The 19,385-nt window shown below is 61.3% G+C and carries 13 protein-coding genes; 5 read left to right on the top strand and 8 right to left on the bottom strand.

The genetic code is table 11. The annotated features are described in order from the left end of the window. Positions 1 to 6 precede the first annotated feature (6 nt). From ABD923_RS11990 to ABD923_RS11975, 4 genes are all read left to right on the top strand, one after another. Entirely contained in the window at positions 7 to 1,329 is a 1,323-nt protein-coding gene (locus ABD923_RS11990; protein WP_259548813.1) for an HlyD family secretion protein, read from the top strand. Further along, positions 1,326 to 2,513: an alginate lyase family protein gene (locus ABD923_RS11985; RefSeq protein WP_259548820.1), complete on the top strand. Its 1,188-nt coding sequence runs from the start codon at positions 1,326 to 1,328 to the stop codon at positions 2,511 to 2,513. Before ABD923_RS11990 ends, ABD923_RS11985 begins: the two co-directional genes overlap by 4 nt. Before the next feature lie 223 nt (positions 2,514 to 2,736). Further along, the gene (locus ABD923_RS11980) at positions 2,737 to 5,040 is read left to right on the top strand and encodes a right-handed parallel beta-helix repeat-containing protein (protein WP_259548823.1); all 2,304 of its coding nucleotides are present in this window, start codon (positions 2,737 to 2,739) and stop codon (positions 5,038 to 5,040) included. A gap of 179 nt (positions 5,041 to 5,219) precedes the next feature. Next, positions 5,220 to 6,128 (top strand): hypothetical protein, encoded by a 909-nt coding sequence (locus ABD923_RS11975; protein ID WP_259548825.1) that lies wholly within the window; start codon positions 5,220 to 5,222, stop codon positions 6,126 to 6,128. Between the two features lie 93 nt (positions 6,129 to 6,221). Here the strand turns inward: ABD923_RS11975 and ABD923_RS11970 are convergent, their stop codons facing one another. The 7 genes from ABD923_RS11970 to galE form a co-directional block, all read right to left on the bottom strand. Further along, a complete protein-coding gene (locus ABD923_RS11970) occupies positions 6,222 to 6,473 on the bottom strand; it encodes a hypothetical protein (protein ID WP_259548827.1) in 252 nt (83 codons plus the stop codon). Between the two features lie 302 nt (positions 6,474 to 6,775). Beyond that, positions 6,776 to 11,386 (bottom strand): alginate lyase family protein, encoded by a 4,611-nt coding sequence (locus ABD923_RS11965; RefSeq protein WP_259548840.1) that lies wholly within the window; start codon positions 11,384 to 11,386, stop codon positions 6,776 to 6,778. After that, on the bottom strand, positions 11,383 to 13,518 hold the full coding sequence (locus tag ABD923_RS11960) for a glycosyltransferase (protein ID WP_259548841.1): 2,136 nt from the start codon (positions 13,516 to 13,518) through the stop codon (positions 11,383 to 11,385). The genes ABD923_RS11965 and ABD923_RS11960 overlap by 4 nt, the downstream gene beginning before the upstream one ends. Before the next feature lie 191 nt (positions 13,519 to 13,709). Continuing rightward, positions 13,710 to 14,171, bottom strand: a complete 462-nt coding sequence (locus ABD923_RS11955; protein ID WP_345229486.1) for a hypothetical protein — start codon at positions 14,169 to 14,171, stop codon at positions 13,710 to 13,712. 24 nt (positions 14,172 to 14,195) lie between these two features. Further along, positions 14,196 to 14,432 (bottom strand): hypothetical protein, encoded by a 237-nt coding sequence (locus ABD923_RS11950; protein ID WP_345229485.1) that lies wholly within the window; start codon positions 14,430 to 14,432, stop codon positions 14,196 to 14,198. A 224-nt stretch (positions 14,433 to 14,656) separates the two neighbouring features. Further along, positions 14,657 to 15,679 carry an NAD-dependent epimerase/dehydratase family protein gene (locus ABD923_RS11945; RefSeq protein WP_259548849.1) on the bottom strand — a complete coding sequence of 341 codons (1,023 nt, stop codon included), beginning with the start codon at positions 15,677 to 15,679 and terminating at the stop codon, positions 14,657 to 14,659. Beyond that, the gene (gene galE, locus ABD923_RS11940) at positions 15,676 to 16,698 is read right to left on the bottom strand and encodes a UDP-glucose 4-epimerase GalE (protein ID WP_259549154.1); all 1,023 of its coding nucleotides are present in this window, start codon (positions 16,696 to 16,698) and stop codon (positions 15,676 to 15,678) included. The genes ABD923_RS11945 and galE overlap by 4 nt, the downstream gene beginning before the upstream one ends. Positions 16,699 to 16,853: 155 nt before the next feature. Here galE and ABD923_RS11935 point away from each other — a divergent pair, with 155 nt between their 5' ends. Then, positions 16,854 to 18,011, top strand: coding sequence for a polysaccharide biosynthesis/export family protein (locus ABD923_RS11935; protein ID WP_345229484.1), 1,158 nt, complete (start codon positions 16,854 to 16,856; stop codon positions 18,009 to 18,011). Between the two features lie 6 nt (positions 18,012 to 18,017). On the opposite strand, the gene ABD923_RS11930 is transcribed toward ABD923_RS11935, so the two are convergent. Further along, positions 18,018 to 19,265, bottom strand: a complete 1,248-nt coding sequence (locus tag ABD923_RS11930) for a glycosyltransferase family 4 protein (RefSeq protein WP_259548854.1) — start codon at positions 19,263 to 19,265, stop codon at positions 18,018 to 18,020. Positions 19,266 to 19,385 lie beyond the last annotated feature (120 nt).

Below are 19,385 nucleotides of genomic sequence, written 5' to 3'. Positions count from 1 at the left end.
TTAGAGATGAAACAGTACCAAGCGCCGGATCGCAAAGGCATCCAGACCATCAAGCGCAGTTCAACACTGTACCACGCGATACAGCTCCCTTTCTTTGTCGTGCTCAACGATGTGATCCTCGATGGCCATTCCCTGTCGCTGGAAGAATTCGACGCTCACCACGCGCCGTCGTGGCAGCGCGAGGGCGATGAATTCGCGATTGATGTCGGCACCAGGACCGAAATCCGGCTCAGGATTTCATTGTACGGGTTCGTGTGCGAGGTCACCGTGCTCGCCGAGGTGATCGAGATTATCGAGGACCAGGAAGACCGGGTCATTCGCTTCGCTTTCCGCGACATGTCGCGTCAGACGCGCGAGGCGTTGCGTCGAATTTCGCGAAGCTACCACGCCGGGTATGTGGCAAGCCCCAGCGACCTGTTGGAAAACCAGGATCCTCAGACACTGAACGAAAAGAAAGATGAACCGGCCGCCGAGGATGCAAGCCTGAAATGGCACCGCGTGGTCGGGATGGGCCTGTCTGTCGGGGTGATCGTCGGGACGTTCGCCTTCATCGGCACGGCCCTTTACGAGCGTTTCGTGCTGATCAACGCAAGTTTCGCCACCATCACGGCGCCCGAAGTCGAGATGATCAGCGCGGATATGGGGCAGGTACGCACACCGATCGAAGCCGTCGGGCAGATCCTTCAGAGGGATGACCCGATCTACGAGATCTCCTCGGCGGACCTGGCAAGTCAGGAAGCCTCTCTTGTGGCCCAGATAGATTACCTCACCGAAATCAACGAAGAGATGCAGAATGACCCCGAGATCTTGGCGCTGTCGCCCGCGGGCATTCCGTTCAGCTCGCCAGCCGAAGTGCGCCGCGCGCTGGCGCTGGCGGAGGGCGAATTGCGCGCCCTCCAGTTGCGGATTGCCGAATTGCAGGGGTTTTCGCCTTGCGACTGCATGGTGAGCTGGTTCCAGGAGGACGGCGCATGGGTCGTCCCCGGGGACACGGTTGCCGTCCTCGCGCGCACCGACAGCGAGGTGCTGAGGGTCGAGGCCCTGGTTCATGTGTCCCAGATCGAAGATGTCCATATCGGCCAGTCCGCCGTCGTGACCGACGAGGCGACGGGGCGAACCATCCCGGCCCGCGTCGAGCGGATCACACTTGACCCGCGCCAGCAGCCGCGCGTCGGATTTCCGCAGTGGCTGAGGCAGGAACCGACCGTGGCGTCGGTCATGTTGTCCATCGACGAGGCCCTTGACCCCGGGATGATCGGCCAACCCATGCAAGTCGCAATTCGCCGAGCCGACCTGTTTGGCCTTGGCATGGCTGCAGCTGACCAGTGAGCCATCTGCGCGCTTTCATATCGGCGTTCTTTGCGGTCGCTGCAGCCGTCACGGCCCAACCCGCGCGCGCGCTGACGGCCGAGGAGGCATACGCCAACTTCGTTCTCAACGATACATCCGGGTACACGGTCACCGACCCGCTTGCGGGATATTTCGACGTGGATGGCCGGCGTGACGCACTTTCCAGAACGCGCGATCCCATGCTTCTGGACTGGATCGACCGTCACCGGATGGGGGAAAGTTGCCAGGCGGCCATGGCCCTGCCCGTCCTGGATCACACGATCATCCTTCCCGGTTTCTACGTCGACAACGCCTCGTGGCGGCGCATGGTCGAGGTGTTCCTGGCATTCGAGGATACGATGAGCGGGCTGGCCGCAGCCGAAGTGGTGATTGGCGACGGGTACCATGCGAATTGCATCGTTGACGTGCTGTTGAACTGGGCAAGAGCCGATGCCTTGCTGGATTTCGACTATTCGACCGAGGACAGACAGGCGTGGTACACCACTGAAAGCACCATGTTCAGTGCATCGCTCGCCCTGATGGCCGTGCGATCGGCGGTCGCCGAAAGCCGGGCTGACGATCTTGGCGAGGTGGATGCCTGGCTGTTGGAATTTGCGCGGCTGCACTCCGGCATTTCCGGCCTTCCCGCCACATCCTGCTGCAACAACCACCTGTACCGGCGGGCTGTCTACGCCATGTCGATCGGCATCATGACCGAAGATGAAGCGTTGTTCGGTTACGCGGTCCGGGCCTTTCTTGGCGCGCTTTGGCAGGCCGAGGATGACGGGCACCTGCCGTTCGAGATCATCCGGGGCCGCCGCGCGGTGCATTACCAGAATTTCGCGGTCATGTACCTTGTCATGATTGCCGAGATGATGGAACGGCAGGGCATTGCAGCCTACGAGATCGAAGTCGATGGCGTGAGGTTGCAGCACCTGATCGATGTGGCGCTCGATATGTTGCTCGACCCGGTGCTGGTGCAGCGATACGGGGTTTTCGACGAACAGATCCTCCCCCACGAAGGGGATGGACAGTTCCTTGTGTGGCTCGAACCGTACTTTGCCCGTACCGGCGATCCCCGTGCCGCAGTGCTGATGGATGGTCGCAGGCCGTTCTACAATCGCAGCTTGGGCGGTTATCTCAGCCTCTATTTCATGGCGCCATCCGACGTGCCGCCGAGTTGAAGGCCGCAACGGGCGGATCCGGCTGCACGGCTGCGGCGATCCCGCCCTCGTTTGTAAGTCGCGACAAAAACGGGCGTTCTGCCAGCACAAGCGGCAATGCGTCGATTTTCACGTCACGCGATGCGAGCTTTCGTTGCCAGCGGGCACGCGCGTGCCACAGGTTCGGCACAGGAATTCCGCATTTCCAGACTATCACCCCTTTTGGCATTTCGGAGGGTGAAGATTGGCGCAAGAGATCTGGGTTTCTGCCGATGCGGCAGACGGTGGCGATGGGTCGCCCGAAAATCCTTACTCCAGCATCCAGGCCGCGCTTGATGTCGCCGGCCCCGGTGCCGTGATCAAGGTCGCTGCGGGCACCTACGAAGAAAACATCGAGATTTCGGTGAGCGGCCAAGACGGCGCTCCAATCACGCTGGTGTCGGCGGATGGACCGGGCGCAGCCATCATTCGCCCGGCCGATGATACCGACTCCACGATCCAGATCGACGGCAGCGATCACATCGTGATCGATGGCTTTGAAGTGCATGGCAGCGACACGGGTGATCGGCCCGTTGTCCACATCCACGCCGTCGATGGAAACACGGACCCGGCAAGCAACATCGTCATTGCCAACAATACGATCTTCAAGGGCGACGGCGACGGCATCAAGGTCAGCAAATCGAGCGATATTCAGATCCTCGGCAACACCATCGAGGGTGGGTTGGGTAACGAATCCGGGATCGATTTCGTCGGCGTCGAGAACGCGGTGATCGAGGGCAACACCCTGACCGACCTCAGCTATGTCGGCATCATGGTGAAAGGCGGCTCGAGCAACATCGCGATCCTGGAGAACGCGATTTCAGGCTCTGGCCACAATGCAATCGAGGTTGGGGGATACACCAACCTGGAGTCGTACCCTCCGGGGTTTCTCGAAGCGGGATTGGCCTATGAGGCGACCAATGTCCTTGTGTCCGGCAACACGATTACGGACTCAGGGAACTCGGCCATCCGCCTGATCGGGGCGACCCACGTTCTGGTGACCGACAACACGATCGGCGGCACCGGCGCGATCATCAAGATCGACGACTCGTCCAAGTTCCACGAGCCATGGTTCTCCGACGCGATCGGGTTCTTTGGAAACGATTTCGACCGTGACGACTGGCTTCGGGACAGGTCGGCGGAAGCCGAGTTGTTCTGGGGTGCGGATGCCCTCAGTCTTTTCGACGGGAGTTGGATGGAAGGGCTTGACCCCGAGCCGGTTCCGGACCCCATCCCTGAGCCTGAGCCTGAGCCTGAGCCTGAGCCTGAGCCTGAGCCTGAGCCTGAGCCGCAGCCCGAAAACCTGCTTGAAGGGACGGATGGTTCGGACCGCATCTACGGTTCCGCCGAAAACGATGTCATCGTCGGTTACGGAGAGAGCGACAAGCTGTTTGGCGAGGGCGGTGACGACCTGCTGGACGGAGGCTCCGGCGCGGACGAGCTCTGGGGGGGCTCCGGCAACGATAGCTTGATCGGTGGTGATGGCGACGACGACCTACGCGGCGGTGCCGGGCAGGATGAACTGTGGGGCATGGATGGTCGGGACGACCTGCGCGGCGGTGATGGCGACGACCTGCTTGTCGGCGGCTTGGGCGAGGATGACCTTGAGGGGAACGCCGGGAACGACTTGCTCGACGGCGGCGACGGCGATGACGAGCTCTCTGGCGGTCAGGACAACGATACGCTTTTGGGTGGCGACGGCGCCGATAAGCTGCGGGGCGACGACGGCTCGGACCAGATTTTTGGTGGAGCGGGCGAGGACGACGCACGCGGAGGTGAGGGCGACGACCTGATCATGGGTGGTCTGGGCGACGATGACCTTGAAGGTGAGGCCGGGAACGACGTGCTCGACGGCGGCGACGGCGATGACGACCTCTCCGGCGGTCGGGACAACGATACGCTGTTGGGTGGCGACGGTGCCGACAAGCTGGATGGCGACGAAGGCGCAGACCAGATTTTCGGCGGAGCGGGCAAAGACGACGCGCGCGGCGGCGATGGCGCTGACTGGGTCGATGGCGGTGATGGCGATGATCGTGTCAATGGCGAGGATGGCGACGACACGGTGATCGGCGGCGCCGGGAACGATGAACTGCGCGGCGACAAGGGCAACGATCTCCTGATCGATGGCGAGGGCGATGATCATCTGAAAGGAGATGACGGCCAGGATACCCTGATCGCGGGTGCCGGAGCCGACATTCTTGTCGGCGGCAATGATGAAGATGTGTTCATCTTCCGGGCGGATATCGGGTTCGATCAAGATATGATCGACGACTTCGATCAGGGTGAAGACCTTGTAGTATTTGAAGGTTTCGGATCCGACCTCTCGACGTTCGGAGACCTTGATACCAATGGCAACGGTATCCTTGACGGGGCAGATGCCCTCGTGTCCGTGACGGGTGGAAATACGACCATAGACCTCTCCGCGTTCTATGGCGCGCCGTCCGGAACGCATGCGATCGAGATCGGGGCGGATGACCTCATGGCATCGGATTTCGATTTCCTTCTGTGACTGGCAGCCGCTTTCGACTTCGGGGGGGCACTCCACATGGTCTCCTGCAACGCGAAATAGCCCCCATAGTGTTGCTGGACCACACCTGTTGAGGGAATTCACAGTGTAGCCCCAATATGTCGTGTTCTCATGAGCCTGGTTTGGTATCGAGTGGGTACCCGTCAGGAGGATTGAGACCGATGGTGAAGCAACTGTTCGTTCCTGTATCTGCGCTGGTCGTTGCAGCTGCATCTGCCACTGCGCAGGACTTCGGTAACGGAGTGGGCTATATTGGCGGTGGGCTGAGTTACGGAGAGGTTGTCGAGAACCGCTCTCCCGATAGTAATGTCTCCTACATGCCTTTCTATGTCGAAGGGCAATACTCCTTCCCGGTTTACGGTATGGGGTTCGTCGGGGCCGAAGGGTATTTCGGCTATGCTGACTGGGACGAAAGCCAAGCAGATTTCGACCAGGATAACCCGGAACGCGAGATGCGGGTTGCGTTGCACTACTCTCATATCGTCACGCCGGATCTTCGTGTCGGTGGGTTTGCCGCATATTCCCGGTCCGCGCTCGTTACCGACGATCTGCAACGGGAGCCTTACGAAACCATCTACGGCGGCATCGAGGCTCAGTACTTCTTGGGTGATGATTTCATGGTGTTCGGCCAAGCCGGGCTCGGGGATACTTTTGAGTTCCCGCCCGATCAGTCAACCGGAGACCCTGAAGGGTTCCGTGATGCGCGGTTTGTTCGCGCTGGCGTGACATGGTTCCCGCTTGATAGTACGGCGATCACCTTTGAGTACGAAAACGCTTCGGCCGACAGTTTTCTCAATGGTGGCGATGACTCGGGTAGTTTCCACTCAATCGGTCTGTCTGGCGAGACTGTCCTGCCGATGGATATTCCGCTCGAAGTCACCTATTTTGCACGCAGGGATTTCTACGAAATCAGTGTCGGCGACGTGGATCTTTCTGACCTGACCTTTGGACTTGGCGTTCGCTTCCTGTTTGGCGCCGAAACACCGCGCGACAGCTGGCAGAATGGCCGTTTGTTGACGGCGCCCAGGCTGCCGGCACGTTCCGTCGATTGGCTAGAGGCCCTGGACTGATACCGGCCCCTGCAATGGTTCGGAAGGACGAGGGTTTACAGACACAAAGGCCCCCGCACATGCGGGGGCCTTTGTGTCGTTATGCAAGCCTGCCTAGTAGGGGTCGGTAGGTGTGACCTGCGCCACCGGCGCTTCGCCAAGAATGCTGACGATGTAGTCCACACACACGTTGGCGGGATCTTCATCCAGCAATACGGAAAGCTCTGCCTGCAATGCGGCACGATCCATCCGGTCATAGATTTCACAAAACTCGGAGCCGACTTCTTGGGATTCACCGGGAATCGGTGAACTGATCGCAGCGCCCAGGACAGCCAAAGCTGTAAGCGTAGAGATTTTGCGTCCCATAATTCATCCCTGCGTCAAGCCGGATCGAAATGATTACGATCCCATGAAAAAAAAATTGATACCTGTTCACATGTAACACTGCGACATTAACGCCAATTTCAAAAAAAAGCCATAGTTTAGACACTTTCTCGCCAAGTGGTCAGATTTGGCCAGGCTATGCAACATGTAGGTGTATTGCTATTTCGCCATACCAAATATCAACAGAACGGGACGGCGCCCAGGCATGCCGCGGGCGGTCAGAAAGTTCTGTTAATGCGGGAAAACCCTACCAGAGTTGTCGAATCGGGCTCAAAAAGGAATCATCAGAGCGCGCGCCAAGAGAACTCGAAGTCGAAGACCGATTGGATCTCTTCCTTCGTCGGCATGATGCGCCGCACGCCTGTGTGGAACTCTGCCAAGTTCAGGCCGGGATCGCCCAGAACCTCGAATTCATCCACGTCGAACTCGGGCAACCCGTCGACCTGGTTATGGATGACATAGGGATTGCACAGGATAAGCCGCGATGCCGCGACGCGGGTGAACGCGCTGATCTGCGCCACCTGGCCGCCATCGACCATCTCGGCGATTTCCGGGTCCAGATCTTCGCGCCACGTGCTGTGATAGTCCGGCCAATTGAACAGCCCGACCTTCTCGCCATTGGCGACCCGCGCTGCAACGAAGGCGCGAAGCTCGTCTATGGCTGTTGCACCCTTCGAGAAATCGCCGACGAGCGCGCAATCCAGCTTTTCATCCACTGACAACGTTGGGAAAGAAATGGCAGCGGGCGGCTTCGCCTCGTCACTTTCGAACGCCAAATTGCGGGCGGCGCGCAGCAAGGCCCTCAGCCTGTCTCGACGGGGACCGTATGGAAACTCCAGATGCGTTGGGTCGTCGAAACTGGATTCTGCCACCGTCAAGATGATCGGCACGCCGGGTTGCACGGTTTCGACGGCGTCCTTGCCCTCCACATGTTTCAGGCGCCAGATGAGGTAATTCTCGGGATGAACCGCTGCATTGTCCCAGCCCCCGTAATCCCTGAGGCGCTCGGTGGACAGCATAAGGCTGTCGCGATCCGGGCCAACGAGGGAGAAATTGGGGAACCAGCCGCCCAACAGCTGCGCCTCCTTCGTCACACAGGCGCGCTGCACGACAACGGCCGGTACGTCCTCGTCCTCAAGGGCGGTCACCTGCAGTTCGAGGCGGGCCGGGTGGGCGATGTCCGTCGGGTTCTGCACGGTCACGAAGCGGCCGGTGGCATGGGTGAGGGCGATGTTCCGGGCTTCGAATGACGGGGTCGTGACTGGAAGATGAACTTGCAGGAAACGCGGGTCGTCGCCAATCGCGTCCGTGATCGCCCCTTTGACGCCGGGATCGCCGGAATGGTCGACGATAATCACCTCGATATGCGGCCAGCTTTGCAGACGCAGCGATTTGAGAGACAGGGGCAGGCTTGGTGACGGCGCATCTATCGGAACGATCACGCTGACCACCGACCCGGTTCGGCGGTGGCTGTCGGGCTGAGTGGCGCTTTGTTGCACGGTCTGACGCAGGGACAGTGCCGCGTCCGCGTCCTCCGCAAGGAAATCGGGCAGGCCGGCGTTCTTGTATGCCCTGTTGATCCAGGCCGAAAAGCCAAGGGTCCGAGCATCACCTTCCGTGGCGGTGTCGATCCCCGCCATCGCAAGGCAAAGACCGGTATCTTTCGGAAAGACACGCAAAAGTTCGCGAAGAAGTCCGGCCGCCTCGTCCGTGCGGTCCAGTTTCTGCAGGCAATAGGCCTTCAGAAGCGACCGTTCACGATCGCCGGTTGGCCCCAGCTCTCCGATCCGATCGACATTCGCGAGCGTCTCGGCGAAATCGCCATGGGTAAAATGCCATCGTGCCAGAATACGCGCTGCCCGGTTGACCTCTGCCTCGGTCGATTTCGGGTCGTCGCGAACTGTCTCCAGCGCGTCGATGGCGTTGGCCGAGAACCCGCCCCAAAGCTTCTTGTCCAATGTCGGAACGTCTCGTTCCTCGCGCGAGGCGCCTTTTGTTCCGGCGACCATCTCGAACGCCGACGGCTCCAGCCTGCGCAGCTTGCCGGCCAGAGTTTTCCACGCGCCGGTATCGCCCGTCTTGGACGGCGTTCTGCCCAGCATCCAGAACGGCTTGATCCCGTCATGCGGAAAGAACAGGGGCCGGGCCTGCATGGAGTCCGAAAGCTGCGCGCCCCCGGAACGACCGGCAGCGGCGCGCGCGGCGTAGAACAGCGGAAGAAAGCGGCCGCGATCGAAGGGCTCGATCTGTTGGTATTTCCACGTCGCTTGCGCCAAAAGCGGAAGCAGCCAGTCGAAGGCCTTTGCCATTCCTCGCCCGTCGGGGCCTTCGAACGTCCAGAGCGCGTGACCGCACGCATCGGCCAGCGACGCCAGGTTCACCCAGCTTTGCAGGTTGAAGCAGCAATAATGCGCGGTCTGGGTCCGCTTCATCTCGTGCGGTTGCTGACCATCCTTGGTGAATTGTTCGAGGATGCGTTCACGACTGGTGAAGAGGGTCTTTTGCAACAGGGCCGCATCGCCGAGGAACGCCGCGATCGATCCGACCTGCAAATCGTAGCAGGTGCCGTGGTTGTTCGACGTGTCATGTTCGGCCACGCCTTGGTCGCTGGTTTGCAGCCACTCGGCATACTCTCTCAGCCACGCGCGGAACGCCTCCTTTTCAGCATCTGCAAGTTTTCCGGCCCGTTCCACGAGGCGCACGGCATCGAGGAAATAATACAGGTCCTTCATTTCGATGAGGCCTGATTTCGACCCGATATCCCTCATCGTCTGTGATCGGATCTGCGCATACAGCAGGTGCGGGTTCATCCGCGTCGCAGGATCCAGGAACCATGTTCGGATCAGTTGTGCCGCGTGCGCGATATAGGCCTCGCGACCCGACGCCAACCAGGCCAAGCTAAGCGTGGTGGTGTCGTCGAACAGCTGCTGTAGCCGGGTGCGGTCGTATCGCGCGCTGTCGGGTTCATAGAGGCGCGTGCCGGGAATGCGCTCGCCATCCCGGAAGATGAACGGCATCCCGTTCGAGGTCGCCGGGTTGGGCCACCAGTAGGGCGCCGGGTGATAATAGTCATGCGGGTCACCGCTGGGGGCGACCGTCGTCTTTTGCGTGACCGAGTAGGGCCCGCGTTGCAGCGCCAGTTCTGCTTCGGCCAGCAACCGGTCCCGCACGCGATGCTCGGGCGCTTTCGGGTCGGCCGTGGCCAGGGCCTTCACCACCTCTTCGTCGTAGGCCACCAGGGTCGCGGGATCATAGACCAGCCGCATCGCCTCGATATCGAGGCGCTCGAGCATCTGGGAAATCGCGCTGATCCGCGCCTCGCCCCGTGATCTCAGGCCGGTGATCTTGTCGGCTTCCAACTGGGTCTGGCCCGAAAACAGTCGAGCGACCCAGCCGGCTTGTCCCGTCGTGCCGGCATCGGGCGAGCGGTCGGCGCGCGGCAGGTCCCAGGCATCGTCTGCCCATGCGTCCCATTTTCCCGGAATGGCCAGCCGATAGAAGAGTTCGACCTTGGGCCGACGTCCGTAATAGAAGGCCTCGTTGAACTCTTCCTCGCTGTCGCGCCGGAAGAGGATCTGCGGTTCTTCATCAGCTTCGGGGCTGTAGTGCGGGTCCAGCAGGTCCGCATTGTCGAGCGTGCGCGACATCGGGACGGTGAAATACTTGAGGTAGGGGCGGGTCGTCACGCCCTCGACGATCTCGTCCCAGGCCGCCTCGGTCAGGAAACAGTTTCCGTCCCAAGGAAGGACCCATTTCGCACGGTCACGCCCATCGCGCAGCGCCGCGTTTCGGGCCCCGTTGTTGTTGATAACATAGTTGTTCTTGAAGCGCTGGGCATGGGCCTCGGCGCGCTTCTGGTCATACTCGGTCATCCGGTCATATCGGCCATGCAGGAAGAAGGCCGGGTCAGGGAAACTGCACAGGTCCCAATCCGTTTCGGCATAATCCTCCAGCACGAACGGGATGTGCAGGTACGGCTGACCGTGCCGTTCCAACAGCGCGATAACCGCGGCTTCCTGGTCCGGGTCGGCGATCCTGTTCACGACCCAGCGCTTTTCGCACAGTTTCAGGGGTGGTTCGTTCTCGAGGATGAACTGGACGTTGCGCAGTGTCTGGCCAAGCTCGTGCCGGGGCGGAAGATCGTTGCCGATGATCCGGTAGAGCACGAAATTGTCTGGCTCCTGATCGAGCCCGCTGGCGCGATAGGCCGCTTGCAGCGCGATGACGTCCGTCGGCGCGGGTTTGGGCGGCGCGGGCCGGGCCTTGCGCGGGTCATAGCGGTTCTCCGGCGCCGTTTCCCGGTCGATAAGCTCTCCGTAGGTTGAAAGCCGCTGTGACAGAAAGCCTGCCTTGCTGAAATCGATGAGCATGCTCCCGCGCCATTTGCGCCACAGGCGCTGAAAGCGTGCCTCGAACAGGGCAATCCGATCCTCGCCGCCAAAGACCGATTTCGGAAAGTACTCATAGGTCAGCCCGGCGTGACGGAAGGCGGACGTGTCGGGATTGTCGGTCAGAAACAGGGGCCGGAAGTTCCGCGCGGTGCGATACCGCCGCTGGATGCTGGCGGTTGCGCCGGCGATCTGTTCGGCGTTCAGGCCGAACAGGGCCACGAACATCACACCCACGCTGCCGATCGGCTGGGGGCTGTTGTTCCCGGTTCTCGGGGTCAGGGCCTTTCTGGGATGTGGCCAGGTGGGCCAAGCGGCGGCCAGATCCTCGGGCACCGGCTCGTGGGCGCGGACGGGGGCGGGGGTGCGGGCGCTGGACCACCCGATCTCGACCACGTGCTCTTCCGACGCTTTCTCGGCCAGCTTGTAGTAGACGCCCGTGGTCTGGAAGCTGTGCGGCGATGGTTTGGCGGCGGGTGTTTTGCCCGATTTTTCTGACTTCGTCATTGGCCCAACACCATTTGCGAAAGGATGCGCGCAGCCTCGTCAGCGCCGTTTTCTGTCTCGAAGGTTCGGCTGGCCTGCCTGAGGAACGCGTTGGCCCTGGCATTCAGCATCGCTTCGCAAAGCGACGGAAAGAGGTGCATCTCGTCTTCCCGAAGGTCGAACCCAAAGCCGTTGTCTTGTGCGAACTCCGCGCGCGCGCCCTGGTCGTCCATCGACGGATGACGGTTCGCGACAAAGATGGTCGGCAACCCGAAGGCCGCGACTTCGTGATAGGTGTTGTAGCCGGCTGCGGAGACGGAGAAATCGAAGGCGTTGAAGACCTGGCTGATCGGGAATCCCCTGAGCAGCTTCGTCCCCGGCCAGTGCGGCATGCGCACGGCCGTGTTCGTCCATTCCGCGATGACGATCTGCACACCGTCGAACCGTTGCAACTCGGTGACGATACGGTCCGTAAGGTCGAGGATGTCGCGGTTCGCGCCCGCCCCGAGTTGCACCAACACCGCGGGCTTGTCGCCCGACAGGTTCAGCTTTGCGCGTGCCTCATCGCGCGACAGCAACTCTTCCTTGTCCAGAAGGCGGATCGGGGCGACCGGGACGCTTTCGTGCCGCCTGAGTGCGGTGGGGCCGGTGTCGTATTCGGTCGCCAGTTCGCCGGGTTCGATGATGCAGTCGAAAAAGCGCGAGTTTTCCAGATAGGGGGATGGCTTCTCGGGGCACATGCCACGCCTGACCCAGGCAAGCCTGCAATCTCCGCGCGCCAGCGCGGCATGCACAAGGCCGGGTGTCGGGTGGTTCCCGTCATAGATGACGGCGGCGGGGTCATGGCGCTCCAGCGCGTCGCCAAGCTCGTAGCGCAGCCACTCGTCCCAGTCGGCGATCTCCGCCCCGATATCCGAGTAGGACGGGCAATATTCGGCGGTGTAACCGAAGGACTCGAGCACTCCGGTAGCTTGGCCAAACCCCAGGAAAATCGGCTCGATCCCATCGCCCATGCGACGAGCGATGGCCAAAAGCCGGGTCGCGTGACCCAAACCGACGCCATTTGAGGGCACAAAGAGAACACGCGATTTCTTGGCTTGCGGCGTCCGCCGCGGCGCCTCGGCTGCAGGGCGCCCGATGAGGCGGGCAATGCGCCGAAGATAGGTGTCTTGCCCGAACAGCAGGGCAGCATAGCTGCGTGCCTGTTCGCTCAGGTTGCCTAGCTCATCTTCGTCTTTGAAAATCTGCTCGATCTCTGCGAGGGCGGTCTCGGGTTCGCAATACAGCACACCGGGACCGAAATGCGGGGAAAATCGGGGTGGAAGAACGACAAGCTTACCCGAAGCCATGGCTGTTGCGATCGCGGCTTCCGGGAATTCCGGGGTCAATGCGCTGGGAAAGTACAAGAAGACGTCAAGCGGCTCCAGGAACCGTGCGACCGTCGTGTCCGCCGAGCCGAGGACTGACCAATGCTTGGTGACCTTGCTTTTGGCAACGACCTCGGACGGCGGGGGGCCGATGACGCGAAAATCAAAGGATGCATCGTTGGGGTAGGTGGCGGCGATCTCTTTTGCCGTCGTGGGCCATTGAGCGCCGCCGGGGGCGCTGATCCGCCCCAGGACCCGAGTTCGCGCCGTGGGGCGGTGGTCACTTGCCGGTCGGATTGCGCGTGCGACGGAGCGCCAGTCTTCTTCCTCGATCTCGATGGGTAACTGCAACTCGTCCAGTTTTGCGCGCACCCACCGGTTGGTCGGCGCAAGGATCATCTGCCCGACATTGAAGCTCAGCCATAGCCCCATCTGGCCCAGATTTGGCGCGCGATCCAGAACCAGAACGACCTTGTCGGCCTTGAAGCCAGCAAGGTCCTTGACGGGCTCTTTTATCAGGCCAGGGGAGTAGACGACCGCCAGTTTCGCGCGAAGCTCTGCCCCTGGCGTGAGGGGGTCGGCCAGCCCTTCGCGAATGCACAAGGCAATATCCGGAAGAATGGGTTTGCGCCCGTCCGCTGGCGCAAGGTTGATCAAGCCGACGCGATACCCCTGGCTGCGCAAGGCCAGCATCTCATGGCGCAAACGCAACCCGGCATCGCTTGACCGCGCCATGTCCGCCAGCAGGACCACATCGTAATTCTGAAATTGGGCCTCGTCGGGCATTGGCGAATTGGACTTCGTTCAAAGGAAAAAAATAAGCTACCTTTCAAATGGTTGCCCGAGGTCGTGCGGACGTGTCAACGAATTTGGCATTGAACAGGCCCGCAGCCGCGACCCTGTTCCGCACATCTTGAGCGAATTACATGTACAAGATCGGCAGTTCCGCCGCCCTGCGCCACCGGCTGTGCGCGGGGTCAGCCCCGAATGTCAGCGGCTGCGTAACGGCGGCCTTCGCACGTCGGAATGAAGCGGGATGCGTAGGAATAGTCCATCCGCAACAGGCGCCGGGATAACCCACCGTGGGCCGCGATCCATGCCTGTACCCAGGACGGGTAGCGGTCCAGCATGTAGTTGGTGGCCCAGCGGTTGAAATCGGGATTCGAGCCGTAGGCCGCGTGGAAGGTGAAGGACGCGCCCGGCATGAGACAGACGTTTTGGCGTGGAGCCGACAGGTAGAGGGTGCAGGCAGATTGGCATCGGCCGGAAAACTGCACTGTTGCGCCCGTGGCGCGCACTTGAGAGGCGCGCCTGGCGTAGTCGATTACGCTTCCACCATTGCCGCTGGCGACGATCACGTAGTCACGGTTGAAGGTCACCCGGTCTGCTTCCGCAGGCACGCCGACTGCGAGGGTGAAACAAGCCGCAAGGGCGGCCAACAAGTGGCTTCTCATAAGCTCACCTCATTCAAGTTCGTATTGTTGACCGCTCCGCAGGATCCCTGCGCGGCCCATTTGTGACGGAACGCTCTTCGTTCCGGGCGAAAACTTGAATTCACGATAGGTGTCGATTGCGCCCTCAATCAGGCGCTCCTGTGAACTCGCGGTGTCGTTTTCTGGTCGTGGATGGGGGTGGTGCGTAATTGCTATGGGTGTCGTCCACCCGCTTGCGAAGATTTCATCATGCATTTCACGGTGCATGATACGGGCCGGTTCTTGACATGGTGTTACTTCACCTACCGAAGGTCGGCCGTTCCCAGAAGACACATCAACAATGCGCACAGAATTGCGCGATTGTTTGCCGTCTCAGGATCGTGATTAGGCGACGTTTCGCATGCTGGCATCCGCATCGCCGCCAGCGCTATGCGCTGGTTTCGGGGCCCGACCTCGGAGCAGTCAGGGCCGATTTGAAATGCGCGGCTGGGTCAGACCCCGTAATAGTCGCGATACCACGCCACGAACCGTGCGACCCCATCGCGGACCTGCGTTCTTGGTTGATATCCGGTCAATGCCTGCAAAAGGCGTGCATCGGCCCATGTCGCAGGAACGTCGCCGGGTTGCATGTCCATCATGGTCTTTTCGGCGGTCCGCCCCGTCGCGTCCTCGATGGCTTCGATGAATTCCAACAACGGGACGGGTTCCGAGTTGCCGATATTCACCACCCGGTAGGGTGCCACGGGCGACAGGCTGTCCCCTTCGGCGATATCGTCGGGGGTGCCGGGGCGGACCGGGGGAGAGTCGATCAACCGCACGATCCCGTCGACGAGGTCCGTGACATAGGTAAAGTCGCGGCGCATGTCTCCGTGGTTGTAGACCTCGATTGCGTCGCCCTCGAGGATCGCCTTGGTGAATTTGAACAACGCCATGTCAGGGCGCCCCCACGGCCCGTAAACCGTGAAAAAGCGGAACATCGTGACGGGCAAGTCGTAGAGATGCGCATAGCTGTGCGCCATCGCCTCGTTGGCTTTCTTCGTCGCGGCGTAGAAGGACATCTGGGTATCCGCCTTTGCCGTCTCGGCATAGGGCATCTCGGTATTCGCGCCATAGACCGACGAGGTGGAGGCCAGCAGGCTGTGCGCCGGGGGAAAGGCCCGCATCGCCTCCAACAGGCGGAAGGTGCCGATCAGGTTGGCCTCGACATAGCTTTCCGGTGCCTCGATCGAATAGCGAACGCCGGCCTGCGCAGCGAGGTGGATCACGGCGTCGGGCCGGTGCGCGTCCATCAGGTCATGCAGGACGCCCGGCGTTTCGATCCGCTCGTTCACGGCGGAAAACCCCTGAGACTGCAAAAGCATCGACTGGCGCCGTTCTTTCAGGGCGACATCGTAGTAATCTGTCAGTGCATCCAGCCCGATGACACGCCACCCGTCTTCCAGAAGACGCACGCACAGGTGGTAGCCGATGAACCCGGCTGCGCCGGTGACAAGCGCGGTGCGCGGCTCGGTCATGCGTCATCTCCGCTATGGGGGCTGTTGATCCATGCCCAGGAACTGGCGCACATCTCGTCCATGCCCTTTTCCGTTTCGAACCCGAGGATTTCGGCCGCCTTGCTGGCTTCGGCCACGTAGATCGGCACGTCGCCCGCGCGCCTGCCGACGATCTCGTAGGGCAGGTCCTTGTTCGACGCCCGTTTGTAGGCGTCGATAACCTCCAGTACGGAATACCCACGCCCGGTGCCAAGGTTGACGGTGTGACCCGTATCCGTCTCGAACAGCTTTTTCAGAGACAGCAGGTGCCCGCGCGCCAAATCCTCGACATGGATGTAATCGCGTACCCCGGTGCCGTCGGGGGTCTCGTAATCGTCGCCGAAGACCGAGACCTTCTCCAACGCGCCGGTCGCCACGCGCGCGATGTAGGGCATCAGGTTGTTCGGGATATCCCTTGGGTCTTCGCCGATCATGGCGGATGCATGCGCGCCGGCCGGGTTGAAGTAACGCAGGATGCCGATGGCCCATCGCGGGTCGGAGGCCGACACCCAATCCAGCACCTGTTCCGACGTGATTTTTGTCTGACCATACGGATTCATGGCGCGAAACTCGGCGCTTTCCGGGGTCGGTGTCACGTCGGGAACACCGTAGACGGTTGCCGATGACGAAAAAACGAGGCGACGACATCCGGCGCTGTCCATGCTGCGCAGCAGGGATGTCAGACCACCGACGTTGACATCGAAATAGTCCAGCGGTCGGGCCACGCTTTCGCCCACAGCCTTGAGCGCGGCGAAATGGACGACAGCGTCGAAATTCGTCTCGTTGAACAGGTTGCCCAATGCCACGGAATCGCGCACGTCGGCCTCGATGAAATGGACCGGCGCGCCGGTGATCATCTCCAGCCGGTTGATGACGCTGCGCCGCGCATTCGCAAAACTGTCGAGGATCGTAACGCGGTATCCGGCGTCGTGGAGCGCCAGATAGGTATGCGACCCGATATAGCCCGCCCCACCGGTCAAAAGGATGCGTCGTGCCGCCATGGAAATCACCGTGAACTTGAGATGCACGCGCTAAAAATCACGGAATTGCATATGAATCAAAGTCATTGAACGGCAGCACGACAAAATTGCACCGAACAACCTGTTTCGGTTTCGGACGATTGACCCGAAGAGAACGTCCGTTATCAAGGTGTCGCATGGTGCCGACAAGGGGATGCGTCGACCAGATGCCCGCAGCTTCGATCTTCCGACTGCTCACATCTCTCGTGATCGCCAGCTTCCTGGCCGCGTGCTCTGCTCTTCCGGGTGGTGCACCGGTTCAGCGCGAAATCGTCTCGGCCTCCGGAGAGGCGGAAACATCCGATTTTGCGGTCTATGCGGTGAACCGCGCCTTCCTGCCCATCGTGGCGGACTGGCCCGAAACCGGTGACCGCGCCCATGGCTGGATTTCCGCGTCGGGTGGCGCACGCACGCAAGTGATCGCCCCGGGTGACCGGCTGAGCGTGACGGTCTGGGACAGCATCGACGATTCGCTCATCACCAATGGCGAACCGTCGGCTTTGCTTGACTCCATCATTGTCGCGCCGGATGGCACGATCTTCGTCCCATACCTTGGGAACACGCGAGTGGCGGGCATGACGTTGCAGTTGGCGCGTGAGCACCTTCAGGACGAGATCGGCATGATCGTACCGCAGGCGCAGGTGCAGCTGACCGTCGAGGGCGGGCGCGGCAATTCTGTCGACCTTGTCGGCGGTGTCGGCGCGCCGGGGCGCTTCCCCATGCCTGACCGCAACTACACGATCCTGAACCTGATCGCCGATGGCGGTGGCGTCGCAGGCGGATTGACGAACCCGCAAGTGCGCCTGATCCGCAACGGCAATATCTATGGCACATCCGTGGATCGGCTTTTCGCGGAGCCGAACCTCGATACCCTGCTGCACGCGGGTGACCGCGTGATCGTGGAAGAAGACCGGCGGTATTTCCTGTCGCTCGGGGCCGCCGGCGACCAAAGCCAGCACGTCTTCCCGCGTGACGAGGTGACGGCGCTTGACGCCATGTCGATCATTGGCGGCGTGCAATCCAGCCGCGCCGATCCCGGTGGCATCCTTGTCCTGCGGGAATACCCCCAGTCGGCGGTGCGCCCCGACAATGCCGGGCCTGACCAGCAACGCGTGGTCTTCACGATTGATCTGACAACCGCCGACGGTCTGTTCAGCGCACGCAATTTCCAGATCAATCCGGGCGACCTCGTGCTCGTGACCGAAAGCCCGGTGACCCGGACGCAGACGATCTTTAGCCTGATCGGGTCTGCTTTCGGGCTCGTCGGGCAGACCAACGCGCTGGCCTCGAACTGATCGCGGTCAAGGAAGCGCGACGCGTTTCGCTGACGGCAAAAGGGTGTTGATCTGCTTGAGGTGTACGGGCAGGGCGACCGTCTGGAAGTCGTAGGTCTTCACCACATGCCGCCGCGCCGCTGGCCCCAGATGCGCATAGGTGCCCGGGCGTTCCAGCACGTCGGCCACCTGTTGGGCCAATTTCTCGGGCTGGAAGAAATCGACGAGCAGCCCGGTCTTCCCGTGGGTGATCGCCTCACGAACCGGCGCGACATCGGAGGCCACGATAGTCGCGCCCATGGACATCGATTCCAGCAGCGACCACGACAGGACGAACGGCACGGTCAGGTAGATATGGCACCGGCTGACCTGGATGATCTGCTGGTATGCCTCGTAGGGGACCCGCCCGAGGAAATGCACGCGGTCCCAATCCACCCGGTCGCCAACCTCGCGCTCCATCTCGGCGCGGTAGCCTCCTTTCCGGTCGCTCGCCTTGCCATAGGAAACCTCGTTTCCTCCGATGATGAGTGCGCGCGCGTTCGGTCGCGCTTCGAGGATGTGGGGAAGCGCCCGCATGAAGACATGGAAGCCGCGTGTTGGTTCCATGTTGCGGGCCATGTAGGTGAAGATCTCGTCCTCGCGGGTCACCGCCCGCCCCAATCGCCCGAGCGGCACAGAGGCCGTGGTGTTCGGAACCAGCTTGTCGGTGCGGATCCCGTCGTGGCAGACATAGATCTTGTCCCGGAAACTCTCGGGGAAGGTGTCGCGCTGCCATTGCGTGGGTGAGTGGCCCAGATCGACCGTCTGGATATTGGCGAAATTCACCGCGTTGCGGGCATGCATGATGAAGGGGGCGTGTTCGCTTGCCGGGAATTCCGGATCGAACCCGACCGATCCGCCACGCGCCAGAAAGTAGTATTCGAAAAAGCCGATGATCGGCACGTCCGGCCAGACCTCTTTCATGAAGGTCAACTCGCCCCAACCCACATGCCCCATGACGATGTCGGGCTTGAACCCGGCCTTGTCCAGCGCTTGGGCCGCCGTCGCCGCGCCGAAGCCCGCACCAACGCATTCCTCCCAATACTGCGTCAGGGCATAGGTGCCTTTCGGCGGCTTGTGATGCGGTTTGTAGGTGATGATCCTAGCGCCCTTGATCTTCGGCACGTCCTGCCGCTGGGTCAGAAAAACCACGTCATGCTCACCCTGTTCCACGAACCAGCGGAACAACTCGCGATACTGGCCAGGGAAATTCTGGTGAACGAATAGGATCTTCATGCTCTGCCCGGCCTGTTTGACCATTTTCGATATTGTCGTTGAACGGCATGTATCAAACAAGCCTGTGGCATGACCATGGCACCGGTTTGGGGATTGCGGGGCGCGCGCCTATATGGGAAC

Origin of the sequence: [Roseibacterium] beibuensis, from assembly GCF_039542305.1 — a bacterium.
Classification (GTDB): domain Bacteria; phylum Pseudomonadota; class Alphaproteobacteria; order Rhodobacterales; family Rhodobacteraceae; genus Roseibacterium; species Roseibacterium beibuensis.
This window is presented reverse-complemented; position numbering and strand designations above follow the sequence as displayed.

What these genes read in the sequence shown, in the direction of transcription:
- ABD923_RS11945 (WP_259548849.1), bottom strand. Translation starts at nt 15,679, where the DNA reads ATGACCGAGCCGCGCACCGCGCTTGTCACCGGCGCAGCCGGGTTCATC.
- ABD923_RS11990 (WP_259548813.1), top strand. Translation starts at nt 7, where the DNA reads ATGAAACAGTACCAAGCGCCGGATCGCAAAGGCATCCAGACCATCAAG.
- ABD923_RS11965 (WP_259548840.1), bottom strand. Translation starts at nt 11,386, where the DNA reads ATGACGAAGTCAGAAAAATCGGGCAAAACACCCGCCGCCAAACCATCG.
- ABD923_RS11975 (WP_259548825.1), top strand. Translation starts at nt 5,220, where the DNA reads ATGGTGAAGCAACTGTTCGTTCCTGTATCTGCGCTGGTCGTTGCAGCT.
- ABD923_RS11950 (WP_345229485.1), bottom strand. Translation starts at nt 14,432, where the DNA reads ATGCACCGTGAAATGCATGATGAAATCTTCGCAAGCGGGTGGACGACA.
- ABD923_RS11970 (WP_259548827.1), bottom strand. Translation starts at nt 6,473, where the DNA reads ATGGGACGCAAAATCTCTACGCTTACAGCTTTGGCTGTCCTGGGCGCT.
- ABD923_RS11935 (WP_345229484.1), top strand. Translation starts at nt 16,854, where the DNA reads ATGGTGCCGACAAGGGGATGCGTCGACCAGATGCCCGCAGCTTCGATC.
- galE (WP_259549154.1), bottom strand. Translation starts at nt 16,698, where the DNA reads ATGGCGGCACGACGCATCCTTTTGACCGGTGGGGCGGGCTATATCGGG.
- ABD923_RS11960 (WP_259548841.1), bottom strand. Translation starts at nt 13,518, where the DNA reads ATGCCCGACGAGGCCCAATTTCAGAATTACGATGTGGTCCTGCTGGCG.
- ABD923_RS11930 (WP_259548854.1), bottom strand. Translation starts at nt 19,265, where the DNA reads ATGAAGATCCTATTCGTTCACCAGAATTTCCCTGGCCAGTATCGCGAG.